At 70.5% G+C, this 13,054-nt stretch carries 9 protein-coding genes; all 9 read right to left on the bottom strand.

Features of this window, described 5'->3' with window-relative positions; genetic code table 11:
• Window positions 1–19: 19 nt before the first annotated feature.
• Window positions 20–1,459: a GTPase ObgE gene (obgE, locus tag ACGFSB_RS02075; protein WP_393392652.1), complete on the bottom strand. Its 1,440-nt coding sequence runs from the start codon at window positions 1,457–1,459 to the stop codon at window positions 20–22.
• Window positions 1,460–1,594: 135 nt separating this feature from the next.
• Window positions 1,595–1,849 (bottom strand): 50S ribosomal protein L27, encoded by a 255-nt coding sequence (gene rpmA, locus ACGFSB_RS02070; RefSeq protein WP_160505003.1) that lies wholly within the window; start codon window positions 1,847–1,849, stop codon window positions 1,595–1,597.
• 14 nt (window positions 1,850–1,863) lie between these two features.
• Window positions 1,864–2,184, bottom strand: a complete 321-nt coding sequence (gene rplU, locus ACGFSB_RS02065) for a 50S ribosomal protein L21 (protein WP_361828232.1) — start codon at window positions 2,182–2,184, stop codon at window positions 1,864–1,866.
• A 164-nt stretch (window positions 2,185–2,348) separates the two neighbouring features.
• The gene (locus tag ACGFSB_RS02060) at window positions 2,349–3,698 is read right to left on the bottom strand and encodes a phospholipase D-like domain-containing protein (RefSeq protein ID WP_393392648.1); all 1,350 of its coding nucleotides are present in this window, start codon (window positions 3,696–3,698) and stop codon (window positions 2,349–2,351) included.
• A 181-nt stretch (window positions 3,699–3,879) separates the two neighbouring features.
• Window positions 3,880–7,767: a ribonuclease E/G gene (locus ACGFSB_RS02055; protein ID WP_393392646.1), complete on the bottom strand. Its 3,888-nt coding sequence runs from the start codon at window positions 7,765–7,767 to the stop codon at window positions 3,880–3,882.
• Window positions 7,768–8,000: 233 nt separating this feature from the next.
• Window positions 8,001–8,804 carry a TIGR03936 family radical SAM-associated protein gene (locus tag ACGFSB_RS02050; RefSeq protein ID WP_393392643.1) on the bottom strand — a complete coding sequence of 268 codons (804 nt, stop codon included), beginning with the start codon at window positions 8,802–8,804 and terminating at the stop codon, window positions 8,001–8,003.
• Between the two features lie 46 nt (window positions 8,805–8,850).
• Window positions 8,851–10,470 (bottom strand): hypothetical protein, encoded by a 1,620-nt coding sequence (locus ACGFSB_RS02045; protein ID WP_393392640.1) that lies wholly within the window; start codon window positions 10,468–10,470, stop codon window positions 8,851–8,853.
• A 41-nt stretch (window positions 10,471–10,511) separates the two neighbouring features.
• Entirely contained in the window at window positions 10,512–10,994 is a 483-nt protein-coding gene (locus ACGFSB_RS02040; RefSeq protein WP_393393779.1) for a GNAT family N-acetyltransferase, read from the bottom strand.
• Between the two features lie 87 nt (window positions 10,995–11,081).
• On the bottom strand, window positions 11,082–13,004 hold the full coding sequence (locus ACGFSB_RS02035; protein ID WP_393392637.1) for a TIGR03960 family B12-binding radical SAM protein: 1,923 nt from the start codon (window positions 13,002–13,004) through the stop codon (window positions 11,082–11,084).
• Between the last annotated feature and the right edge of the window lie 50 nt (window positions 13,005–13,054).

The following is a 13,054-nucleotide window of genomic DNA, read 5'->3' as shown; positions in this document are numbered from 1 at the left end:
CCCGCGCCCCTGAGGGGCTCTAGAACGGCTCGAAGTCGTCGTACGCCTTCTCCGCGTCGTCCCGCTCCGTGTCGCGGTCCCTGCGGCGCTGAGAGGCCGGACGGGGCTCCTCCAGACGGTGGTCCTCGCCGCGGCGGCCCAGCATCTCGGCACCGGCCATCACCGACGGCTCCCAGTCGAAGACGACCGCGTTCTCCTCGGGGCCGATGGCGACGCCGTCGCCACTGCGGGCGCCCGCCTTCATCAGCGCTTCCTCGACGCCGAGACGGTTCAGCCGGTCCGCGAGATAGCCGACGGCCTCGTCGTTGCTGAAGTCGGTCTGGCGCACCCAGCGCTCCGGCTTCTCGCCGCGCACGCGGTAGATGTCGTCGTCGCCGAGCTTGACGGTGAAGCCCGTGTCGTCCACGGCCTTGGGGCGGATGACGACCCGGGTCGCCTCCTCCTTCGGCTTCGCGGCACGCGCCGCGCCCACCACTTCGGCGAGCGCGAAGGAGAGCTCCTTGAGGCCCTTGTGCGCGATGGCCGACACCTCGAAGACGCGGTAGCCGCGTGCCTCCAGGTCGGGCCTGACGAGGTCCGCGAGGTCCTGTCCGTCGGGTACGTCGATCTTGTTGAGGACGACGACCCGCGGGCGGTTCTCCAGGCCCGCGCCGTACTCCCGCAGCTCGGCCTCGATGATGTCGAGGTCGGAGACGGGGTCACGGTCGGACTCGAGGGTCGCCGTGTCCAGGACGTGCACCAGGACGCTGCACCGCTCGACGTGCCGCAGGAACTCGAGCCCGAGGCCCTTGCCCTGGCTGGCACCCGGGATCAGACCCGGTACGTCGGCGATGGTGTAGACGGTCGAACCGGCCGTCACCACACCGAGGTTGGGGACGAGCGTCGTGAAGGGGTAGTCCGCGATCTTCGGCTTGGCGGCGCTCAGGACCGAGATCAGCGAGGACTTGCCGGCGCTCGGGTAGCCCACGAGCGCGACGTCCGCGACGGTCTTGAGCTCCAGGACGACATCGCCGCCCTGCCCCGGCTCGCCGAGGAGGGCGAAGCCGGGCGCCTTGCGGCGGGCCGATGCGAGTGCCGCGTTGCCGAGGCCGCCGCGGCCGCCCTGGGACGCGACATAGGTCGTGCCCTGGCCGACCAGGTCGGCGAGGGTGTTGCCGTCCTTGTCGAGGATGACGGTGCCGTCGGGCACGGGCAGGATCAGGTCCTGGCCGTCCTTGCCGGAGCGGTTGTCACCGGCGCCGGGGGCGCCGTTGGTGGCCTTGCGGTGCGGGGAGTGGTGGTAGTCGAGCAGGGTCGTGACCGACTGGTCGACGACCAGGATCACGTCTCCGCCACGGCCGCCGTTGCCGCCGTCAGGTCCGCCGAGCGGCTTGAACTTCTCACGGTGGACGGAGGCACAGCCGTGGCCCCCGCTACCCGCGGCGACATGCAGCTCGACGCGGTCCACGAAGGTGGTCATGGGATGTGCCTCCAGAAACATGCGAAATGTCAGGGACGAAATGCCCCTAGGTGTAACACGCGAAGGGCGGACCCGCTTCCCGGCAGGGAAGTGAGGTCCGCCCTCGCGAAGAACCTGTTCTGCAGAAGCCTGAATTCAGGCGACCGGAACGATGTTCACGACCTTACGGCCACGGTGGGTGCCGAACTCGACCGCACCGGCGGCCAGCGCGAACAGCGTGTCGTCCTTGCCACGGCCGACGCTCGAGCCGGGGTGGAAGTGGGTGCCACGCTGGCGGACCAGGATCTCACCGGCGTTTACGGTCTGACCGCCGAAGCGCTTCACACCGAGCCGCTGAGCATTGGAATCGCGCCCGTTCCGAGTGGACGATGCGCCCTTCTTATGTGCCATCTTGTCTCAGTCCCTTACTTCGCAGCCGTGGGGATACCGGTGACCTTGATCGCCGTGTACTGCTGGCGGTGACCCTGGCGACGGCGGTAGCCGGTCTTGTTCTTGTAGCGAAGGATGTCGATCTTGACGCCCTTGTGGTGGTCCACGACCTCGGCCGTGACCTTGATGCCCGCAAGCACCCACGGGTCGCTCGTCACGGCTTCGCCGTCGACAACGAGCAGGGTCGAGAGCTCGACCGTGTCGCCAACCTTGGCGGTGGGAATCTTGTCAACCTCAACGATGTCGTCGACAGCAACCTTGTGCTGACGACCACCGCTGCGCACGATGGCGTACACGCGGGACTCTCTCTCACTCGGAACGGGACCCCGGCAGTCCAGCCGCCCATTCGCACGGGCGGCCTCTCCCGAGCGCCAGGCGCCGGAAGGAAATCAGGTTTACAGGGGTAAGGCGTGCCTATGAACACGCCGACGGTCAAGATTACGGGGCTCGACCGCAAGGGTCAAACCGGGTTCTCTCCGTCCGGCGGCAGCGGCTTGACGCCTTTGCACAGGTCGGTGGTGTCCGCGCTGCCCGGCCAGGCCACGGCCCGTACGCGGTCGAAGTGGCCGCGGTAGGTGTCGTGCACGGAGTCGTCGTCGACCTTCACGATCGCTTCGTCGTTCTCGCGCAGGGCGGGCGCCGTGTAGTTCTGCGAACCGGTAAAGGAGAGCTTGTTCCGCCTGCCGTCGTACATGCCGTCGATGAGCAGGTACTTCGAGTGGATGATGTAGGGCGTCACCAGCTTGGTGCCGGGGTGCAGCGGGTCCCGGTCGTCGTTCAGGCAGCGCATGGTGGGCCCGCCGGACTTGTGCAGCGCCTCCCAGGTGCCGGCGGTGCCGCCCTGGCTCTTGGCGCTGTCGGTCTCGGCGTAGAGGACGCTCACCGAGCAGCCCGCCTTCTTGAGCGAGACGAGCTTGTCGGCGATCTGCTTCCGGGTGATCTTGAATATCGAGGCGCGGATCTTGGTGTGCTGGGTCACCCCGGCCGCGTCCTTGTAGTTGCACTGCACGTTGTTCAGGACCGAGTACATCGTGTCGGTCTCGTTCACCGTGCCGGAGCGCGGGAAGAAGTACGCCTTGTAGAGGCCGTCACTGACCGTGCGGTAGTCCCAGTTCCGCCAGTTCTTGCCGATCATGTCGGTGAAGTAGTCGGCGTACGCCTCGTACATCGTCGGGTTGTTCGGCAGCAGCAGCGCGTCGTTGTAGAACCTCGTGTGCGCCGAGGGTGTCGAGTTCGACGTGGTCTGCACGACGACGTCCCTGGCACCCTCGACTTCCGAGAACAGCCAGAACTTGTTGTGCATGATCGACTTGCCGTACTGGGGGTCGCCCAGGCAGGACTTGTTCGCCGGGCAGAGCGTCACGAAGGACGACTTGCTCTTGTCGGTGCCGAGCGCCGACGCGAGCGTGCTGTACGAGGTGTTCGTGGGGCGGTCGCTCCTGCTGGACTCGTCGAGCAGCATCTGTACGTGCACACCGCGGTCCTTGGCCGCCACGAGCGCGTTGACGACCGAGGCCTCCCACACGTGGTAGACCGCGACCTTGATGGTCGAGCCCGGCACCGCGGAGTTCGTCAGCTCGATCAGGCGGGTGCGGATCGCGTACTGCTGCTCGGGCGTGCCCAGCGGATCGTTGAAGATCGGCGCCTCGAGCATCGGCGGCTCCCCGTCCGCCGCCGCCGTCCCCATGGCCGTGACGGTCTGGATCCCCGCCGCCGACAGGACCGTGGCCAGTGCGACGGCCTGCCTGCCGCCCTTGATCTGTCTCACGGCACGGTGACGTCCCGTGCCCCTCATGCGCCCATGCGCCATCGAAAATCCCCTCCCCTGACGCGAACTGAACGTCTCCCCAGACTTCACGTTCGCGCAACCCTTCATCAACCGCATGAGTTTTACAGGTACTTCACCCGTCTGTACGACCGGGTGCCCCCGGCTCGGCTGAATCGCCGTGCCGGGGGCACCCTGTCGTACAGACGGACTACGAAGGAGAGCGTCAGCTCTCGTCGCCCGCGGAGGCGTTGACGCCCGAGGGCGCCTGCTCCGCCGCGGTGGTCTTCTTCGTCGTCTTCGACGCCTTCTTGGCCGTCGTCTTCTTTGCGGCCGTCTTCTTGGCCGCGGTCTTCTTGGTGGCCGCGGCCTTCTTCGCGGGCGCCTTCTTGGCAGCGGCCTTACGCGCCGTCTTCTTGGCCGGAGCGGCTTCCTCGGCGTCCGCCTCGGGCTTCTCCGTGGCCTTCTCCGGGGCCTCCGTGGCCTTCTCCGCCGACGGGACGACCAGGACGGCCGCATCCTCCGACGTGGTCGGCGCGGTGGCCTTGCGGACCGCACGGCGGCGCGGACGGGCCGGGGCGGCGTCGGCAGCGGGGGCCTCGGCCACCGGCTCGGCGACGACCGGCTCCGCGACGGGCTCCGCCTTGGGCGCCTCGGTGACGATCACCGCGGCGGCTTCCGGCTCGGCACTCTCGGCGGCCTTCGGCGAACCGGCGGGCGACGTCGCCTTGCGGGTCGCACGACGGCGCGTACGTCCCTTCGGAGCGGCGTCGTCCACAGGCGCCTCGGGAGCCGCCTCGACGACCGGAGCCTCGACAACCAGAGCCTCGACAACCGGGGCCTGCGGGGCCTCGACCTCAGCAGCCGGGGTCTGAGCGGCCTCGGCCTCAGGAGCCTCGGCCTTGGCGCCACGCCTGGAACGCTTCTCCGCCTTGGGCGCGGTCTCCGCCTTCGGGGCGCCGGCCGGAGCCGAAGCCCGACGGGTCGCCCGACGACGCGAGCGGCCACCACGGGACGCGGCGGACTCGGCCTCGGAGGCGCTGCTGTACAGCTCCTCGTCGGGCACGAACTCGGGCTCGGGGAGCGCCACCGGGGTCGCTGCCTCCGCCGCGACCTCGGCCTCGGTCTCGACCTCGTCGGCCGTCTCGTGCTCGTGCGTGTGCTCGTGACCCTGCTCCGAGCCGCCGCGCCCGCGCTTCTTGCGCTTGCCACCGCCACCGACGGAGGTCGGCTGCTCCATGTGCACGATCACGCCACGGCCGTTGCAGTGGACGCAGGTCTCGGAGAAGGACTCCAGGAGGCCCTGGCCGACGCGCTTACGGGTCATCTGGACGAGACCCAGCGAGGTGACCTCGGCCACCTGGTGCTTCGTACGGTCGCGGCCCAGGCATTCGAGCAGGCGACGCAGGACCAGGTCCCGGTTGGACTCGAGCACCATGTCGATGAAGTCGATGACGACGATGCCACCGAGGTCACGCAGGCGCAGCTGGCGCACGATCTCTTCGGCCGCTTCGAGGTTGTTCCTCGTCACGGTCTCTTCGAGGTTGCCGCCCTGCCCGGTGAACTTGCCGGTGTTGACGTCGACGACGATCATCGCCTCGGTCTTGTCGATCACCAGCGAGCCACCGCTGGGCAGCCAGACCTTGCGGTCGAGCGCCTTCATCAGCTGCTCGTCGATGCGGTACGTCGCGAAGACGTCGACCTCGGAGGTCCAGCGGTTCAGGCGGTCGGCCAGGTCGGGGGCGACATGGGCGACGTATCCGTGGATGGTCTCCCAGGCCTCGTCACCGCTGACGATGACCTTGGAGAAGTCCTCGTTGAAGATGTCGCGGACGACACGGACGGTCATGTCCGGCTCGCCGTAGAGCAGCGTCGGCGCGGCGCCGCCGTTCTTCGCCTTCTTCTGGATCTCTTCCCACTGCTGCTGCAGACGCTCGACGTCTCGGCGCAGCTCGTCCTCGCTCGCGCCCTCGGCGGCGGTGCGCACGATGACGCCCGCGTCCTCGGGGACGATCTTCTTGAGGATGGTCTTCAGACGCGCGCGCTCGGTGTCGGGCAGCTTGCGGCTGATACCGGTCATCGAGCCCTCGGGCACGTAGACCAGGTAACGGCCGGGCAGCGAGACCTGGCTGGTCAGGCGGGCGCCCTTGTGGCCGATCGGGTCCTTCGTGACCTGCACGAGGACCGACTGTCCTGACTTGAGCGCGGACTCGATGCGACGGGGGCCGTTGGCCATCCCGAGCGCCTCGAAGTTGACCTCACCGGCGTACAGGACGGCGTTGCGGCCCTTGCCGATGTCGATGAAGGCGGCCTCCATGGACGGCAGCACGTTCTGGACCTTGCCCAGGTAGACGTTGCCGACGTACGAGGTGGCCTGCTCCTTGTTGACGTAGTGCTCGACGAGCACGTTGTCCTCGAGGACGCCGATCTGGGTGCGCTCGCCGTTCTGGCGGACGACCATCACGCGCTCGACGGCCTCGCGGCGCGCGAGGAACTCGGCCTCGGTGATGATCGGGACGCGGCGGCGGCCCTGCTCGCGGCCTTCGCGGCGGCGCTGCTTCTTGGCCTCGAGGCGGGTCGAGCCCTTGATGGACGTGACCTCGTCGACGCCGGTGCCCAGCTCGCGCTCTTCCTTCTTGCGCGGCTCACGGACCTTGACGACCGTGCGCTCCGGGTCGCCGTCCGCGGTGTTCTCGCCCTCGCCGGAGTCACCGGCACGGCGACGGCGGCGGCGACGGCGACGGCTGCTGCTCGAACCGGCACCCGAGCCGTTGTCATCGGCGTCTTCATCGGCCTGCTCGGCCGCGGCGTCGGTGTCTTCGGCTTCGTCGCCTGACTCGGCGGCGGCGTCCGTGTCGGATTCGGCGTCCGAGTCCTGCTGGTCGCCGGAGTCGTCGGCGGACTCACCGCGGCGGCGGCGACGGCCACCACGACGGCGACGGCGGCCGTGCCGCTCACCGGAGTCGTCGGACTCGTCGTTGTCGGTGTCGCTGTCCTCGGCCTCTTCGGCTTCGACGGGCTCCTCCACGGCCTGCGGAGCGGCCTTCGGAGCAGCCTTGGGAGCGCTCTTCGCGGGCTCGGCGGCGGGCTGCTCCTCAGCGGCCCGGCGGCGGTTGCGGCGACGGCGCCCTCCGGTCTCCTCCTCCACCACCGGTGCGGCGGCGACGGGCTCGACCTCGGCCTCGACCTCTTCGGCGGGCTCGTCGGCGACCTCGGCGGCAGCGGCGGCAGCGGCGGCGCTCTCGGGGGTCTGGAACATCGGCGCGGCGAACACCGGCGCCTGGAACACGGCGACGGCGGGCCGCGCGGGCCTGCCGGAGTCGTCGTCGGCCTCGGCGGCGCGCGCCTTGCGGGCCCGCGTCGGGGCGGGCGCCGAGAAGCCGGCGGCGGCCTTGCGGGTGGCACGGCGCGGACGGCGCCCACGGGGGGCGTCCTCCTCGGCGGGCGCAGCCTCGGGCTCGGCGGCCTTGGGCTCGGCGGCCTTGGGCTCGGCGGCCTTGGGAGCCTCGGCGGCGGGCGTCGGCTCCGCGGCCTGCGCCTCAGGGGCGGGAGCGGAAGAACCACGGGTCGCACGGCGGCGGGCGCGGCGCGGGGCAGCGTCACCGGACTCCGGCTGCGCCTCGGGCGCGGCGGCGGGCTCTTCGGCGGCGGGCTCGGCGGCCACAGGCGCCTCCACGGCGGCTTCGGCGCCCTGCGGCGCACCGGCGGGGGCGGAGGCGCGGCGGGTCGCGCGGCGGCGACGCGGGGCGGGAGCGTTCTCGGCGGGCTCGGCATCAGCCGTGGCCTCGGCCGCGACGGGCTCGGCGGCAGGAGCCTCCGAGGGGGCCTCAGCGCCCTGCGGAGCACCGGCGGGAGCCGAGGCGCGGCGGGTGGCCCTGCGGCGCGCACGCGGGGCAGGAGCGGCTTCCTCGGCCGGTTCCGGCTGCGGAGCGGCGGCCTCTGCGGGCTCTTCGGAGGCGGGGGCGGCCGGTATGGCCGGTGCCGCCCCCTCGGTGGCACCCACGGGCGGGCCCGCTGGACGCGACGCGGCGCGGCGCCTGCGGCGCGGCGGCAAGGTGTCGCTGGGTGAGTTGTTGTTGTCCGAGCCCTCAGTGGGTTCGTTCGGCTCAAGCATCCGGGCGGTTCTCCCGTCACGCTCCCGGGCGCCGCGCCTGGTCCGGTGATGTCCGCGGCCCTCGCTCAGCTACGCGGGGCCGCCATCCGGGGGCGTGGGCGCCGCACGGGAGCTCTATGTGTCTGTCTCGCCGGTTCCGTACGCCCAAATGCGGACGGCCTGGCGAAAGTCTCGGTCAGTGCGCTGCCCGACCCAGGTGGCTCCCGAGTACAAGGGCGGCGCTACGACGTGCGCTACGCGGGACCTTCTTGCGCCGGCACCTTCGCGGCGGCTGCGGCGGCCCCTTGGTTCTCAAGTGGGGCCGTGGCAGCCTCGCGGTCGGGCGCGAGCGGGTCGGTCACCGTGCCGGTCTCGTCGTCGAGCAGCCCCTGCGCCAGCCTGGTCACCGCTGCGGCGACCGGCGGCGCCAGGTCGGCCACAGCTCGGAGTCCGGACAGAACGTCGTCGGGTCGTACAGCAGGTGTCACGTGCCGAACAACCAGCCGCAGTATCGCACAGGGCTGGTCCGTCGGCCTATCAGCGTCGTGCGTGAGTGCCTGGTCGAGCGCGATCGCCTCCAGGCTCACGACGGCGGCGCGGGCGTCGAACGTCCGCATTCCGTTCTTCGCGCGGCGTTGGACCTCGACGCTCTCCGCGGCCCGGAAGGCCTCGGCGGCACGCTCCGCGTCCGCGGGCTCCACGCCGACGAGGCGCAGCTCCCAGACGGACCCGGTGAGCCGGTCGGCGAGCCCTGAGGTGCGGGACTCGACGGCGTCCACGATGTCGAGGCCGGTCGGCATCGACTCGTTGAGCAGCTCGCGCAGCTTGTCGGGGTCGCGCTGCTCGGTGAGCGCGATCTCCAGGTACTCGGCCTCACTGCCCGTGCCGGTGGGGGCGGCATTGGCGTACGACACCTTCGGGTGCGGGGTGAACCCCGCCGAGTACGCCATGGGCACATCGGCGCGGCGCAGCGCCCGCTCGAAGGCGCGCTGGAAGTCACGGTGGCTGGTGAACCGGAGGCGGCCGCGCTTGGTGTAGCGCAGTCGGATGCGCTGCACCGCGGGAGCGGGCGGCGGGCCTTCGGGCTGTCGCTTGCCCAGTGGTCTAGTCCTTCGTGAGTGCGGTCGTACTGCTACCTACAGTACGTGTCCCAGCCGTGTCCGGTTCCCGCCGGGCCACCGGCACCGGCACGGGCTCCCGCGGGTCGGCCCCCACAGGGACCTGTTGCTTCGGCGCCCCGAACAACATGCGCCGCACGTCGGCCCGTGCCTCCCGGACGCTCTGGCGGGCGGCTGCCAGTGTCTGCCGGGTGACGCGGCGCGCTTCCTTCACGGCCCGTGCGGCGGGCCGCCAGACCCCGTCACGCACGGCGTGCCCGACGGGCGTGAGGACCGAGCGGTACACCCAGCGCACCGGATCGACGAAGATCCACCGCAGGAGGCGGCCCAAGAAGCGCCACACGGCCCGCGACACATGTCCCGCGACCCGCCACGCGTGCCCAAGCGCGTCGCCGATCTCACGCGCGACGACAGCGATTCCGCGCCCGATCGGCACGAACACCCAGCGCCACACGGCGACGGCGGGCACGACGAAGATCCAGCGCCCCAGGGCGCCGAGCACCGTCCCGATCCCCCGCAGCAGCAGGCCGATCCCGGCAGCGATACCCGACCCGGCCCAGGCGATCCCCCTGCCGAGCCATCGGAACCCGGCACCGATCCCCCGCCCCAGCCAGCCGATCGCGTGCCCGAGCGGGGTAAGCACCGACGCGTACAGCCAGCGGGCCGGGATCACGAAGAGCGTCCGCCCCAGCCAGCCGATGCCGAGCCCAACGCCCCTGCACAGCCAGCCGATCCCGTGCCCGACTCCCCTGCACAGCCAGCCGATCCCGTGCCCGATGGGCGTGAGGACCGACGCGTACAGCCACCCGGCGGGCACCACGATCAGCACCCGCCCCAGCCACGCGAGCCCACGCCCGCACGGCACCACCACGTACCGCCAAAGCCCCACCCACGGCCACACGAACACCGCCTTGAGCAGCCACACCGTGGCCGTGCCGACACCGCGCCCGGCGAGCGCCGCCCCGGCAGCGACCGCCCTCGCAAGCCAGGCGATCGCGTGCCCGAGCGGGGTAAGCACCGACGCGTACAGCCAGCGGGCCGGGATCACGAAGAGCGTCCGCCCCAGCCAGCCGATGCCGTGCCCGACTCCCCTGCACAGCCAGCCGATGCCGAGCCCAACGCCCCTGCACAGCCAGCCGATCCCGTGCCCGATGGGCGTGAGGACCGACGCGTACAGCCACCCGGCGGGCACCACGATCAGCACCCGCCCCAGCCACGCGAGCCCACGCCCGCACGGCACCACCACGTACCGCCAAAACCCCACCCACGGCCACACGAACACCGCCTTGAGCAGCCACACCGTGGCCGTGCCGACACCGCGCCCGACCGGAGTGAAGACGTACTCGTTCAGCCACTCCAGGGGTGTCACGATCAGCGTCCGCCCCAGCCAGGCGAACGCGCGCCCCACCGGGCGCAGCGTCGTGAGGTACAGGAAGCGCCCGCAGGCGGCGATCGCGTCCCACAGAAGGCGGATCGGGACGACGATCACCAGGGCGACGATCCGCACCGGAATGCGGATGGCCACCGCGAGGCAGCCCTCGGCCTGAGCCTGCGGCGGTGCCTGCTCGGCTTGCTGCGGGGGCGAGGGCCGCTTTTCCAGATCCATGCCGTCCTAGACGCTTCGTTCGCGGGTGCCGGTTCGGTCGGTCAGGTGTCGGTTCGGATCCAGTAGCGCAGCTTTCCGCCTCGCTCGTCCTCGAAGACGCCGCCCGCCGCCTCGATCACCTTGCGCGAACCGGTGTTGTCGGTGTCGCAGGTCACCAGGACCGAATCCAGGCCCAGTTCGCGGGCGTACGGCAGACAGCCGATCAGCATCGCCGTGGCGTGCCCCCGGCGGCGGGCCGTGGGGCGCACGTCGTAGCCGATGTGGCCGCCGTACTCGCGCAGGAAGCGCGTGGCGACGCTGTGCCGGATGGCCAGGCGGCCGAAGTAGTCGGTGCCGTCCGCGTACCAGAGGGTCGTCACGGGGACGGACAGCGGCTCGGCAGGGTGCTCGGCGGCGCGGACCTCGGCGACGTAGCGCTCGAAGACCGCCGGGTCGTGCCACTTGTCTCCGTAGTCGCGCAGAGTGCGGCCGAGCGTCGTGTCGTCGTCATCGCCGCCCCGCCCCTCGGCGCGGAACTCCTCCATCGCCGCGACGAAGGAGAGACGCACGAGGCCGGTGGGCAGGGCGAGTTGAGGACCACTCGCCCCGTCCACCGGCTCGGGGTGCGTCACTTACTTCACTACCGACAAAGGAAGCAGCTTCTTGCCGGTCGGGCCGATCTGGATCTCCGTCTGCATCTGCGGGCAGACGCCGCAGTCGAAGCAAGGGGTCCAGCGGCAGTCCTCGACCTCGGTCTCGTCGAGCGAGTCCTGCCAGTCGTCCCAGAGCCAGTCCTTGTCGAGACCGGAGTCCAGGTGGTCCCAGGGCAGGACTTCTTCGTACGTGCGCTCACGCGTCGTGTACCAGTCGACGTCCACGCCGAAGTCGGGCAGCGTCTTCTCGGCGCAGGCCATCCAGCGGTCATAGCTGAAGTACTCGCGCCAGCCGTCGAAACGGCCGCCGTCCTCGTACACCGCGCGGATGACGGAGCCGATGCGGCGGTCCCCGCGTGAGAGCAGGCCCTCGACGATGCCGGGCTTGCCGTCGTGGTAGCGGAAGCCGATGGAGCGGCCGTACTTCTTGTCGCCGCGGATCTTGTCGCGCAGCTTCGTGAGGCGGGAGTCCGTCTCCTCGGCCGACAGCTGCGGGGCCCACTGGAACGGCGTGTGCGGCTTCGGTACGAAGCCGCCGATGGAGACCGTGCAGCGGATGTCGTTGCCCGCGACCTCGCGGCCCTTGGCGATGACGTTCGCCGCCATGTCCGCGATCTGCAGGACGTCCTCGTCGGTCTCAGTGGGCAGGCCGAGCATGAAGTACAGCTTGACCTGGCGCCAGCCGTTGCCGTACGCCGTCGCGACGGTGCGGATCAGGTCCTCTTCGGAGACCATCTTGTTGATGACCTTGCGCATCCGCTCGCTGCCGCCCTCGGGGGCGAAGGTCAGGCCCGAACGGCGGCCGTTCCTCGTCAGCTCGTTCGCCAGGTCGATGTTGAAGGCGTCGACGCGGGTAGAGGGCAGGGAGAGGCCGATCTTGTCTTCCTCGTACCGGTCCGCGAGGCCCTTGGCGACGTCCGCGATCTCCGTGTGGTCCGCGGAGGACAGGGAGAGCAGGCCGACCTCTTCGAAGCCGGTCGCCTTGAGACCCTTCTCCACCATGTCGCCGATGCCGGTGATGCTTCGCTCCCGTACGGGGCGCGTGATCATGCCGGCCTGGCAGAAACGGCAGCCGCGGGTGCAGCCGCGGAAGATCTCGACGGACATGCGCTCGTGGACGGTCTCCGCGAGCGGCACGAGGGGCTGCTTCGGGTAGGGCCACTCGTCCAGGTCCATGACGGTGTGCTTGGACACGCGCCACGGGACACCGGACCTGTTCGGTACGACGCGGCCGATCCGCCCGTCCGGGAGGTACTCGACGTCGTAGAACCCGGGGACGTAGACGTTGCCGGTCCTCGCGAGGCGGAACAGCACCTCCTCGCGGCCGCCGGGGCGGCCCTCGGACTTCCAATCGCGGATGATCGCCGTCATGTCGAGCACGGCCTGCTCGCCGTCGCCGATGACCGCGCAGTCGATGAACTCCGCGATCGGCTCGGGGTTGAAGGCGGCGTGGCCTCCGGCGAGGACGATCGGGTCGTCGACGGTGCGGTTCCTTGACTCCAGGGGAATCCCGGCCAGATCGAGGGCCGTGAGCATGTTCGTGTACCCGAGCTCCGTGGAGAAGCTGAGGCCGAACACGTCGAAGGCGCCGACGGGGCGGTGGCTGTCCACGGTGAACTGCGGGACCTTGTGCTCCCGCATCAGCTCTTCGAGGTCGGGCCACACGCTGTACGTGCGCTCGGCGAGGACGCCCTCACGTTCGTTCAGTACCTCGTAGAGGATCATGACGCCCTGGTTGGGCAGCCCGACCTCGTACGCGTCGGGGTACATGAGCGCCCAGCGGACGTCACACGCATCCCAGTCTTTGACGGTGGAGTTGAGCTCTCCGCCGACGTACTGGATGGGCTTCTGAACGTGCGGGAGAAGCGCTTCCAGTCGTGGGAAGACGGACTCGACAGGCATCACAGCGTCTTTCGGCAGGTTCTCATGGCTGGCAGGGGTGACCATCCAGC

Source organism: Streptomyces sp. NPDC048441 (assembly GCF_043200235.1).
In the GTDB taxonomy this organism is placed as follows: Bacteria; Actinomycetota; Actinomycetes; order Streptomycetales; family Streptomycetaceae; genus Streptomyces.
The sequence above is the reverse complement of the archived record's forward strand: the minus strand, read 5'-3'. Positions and strand labels throughout refer to the sequence as shown.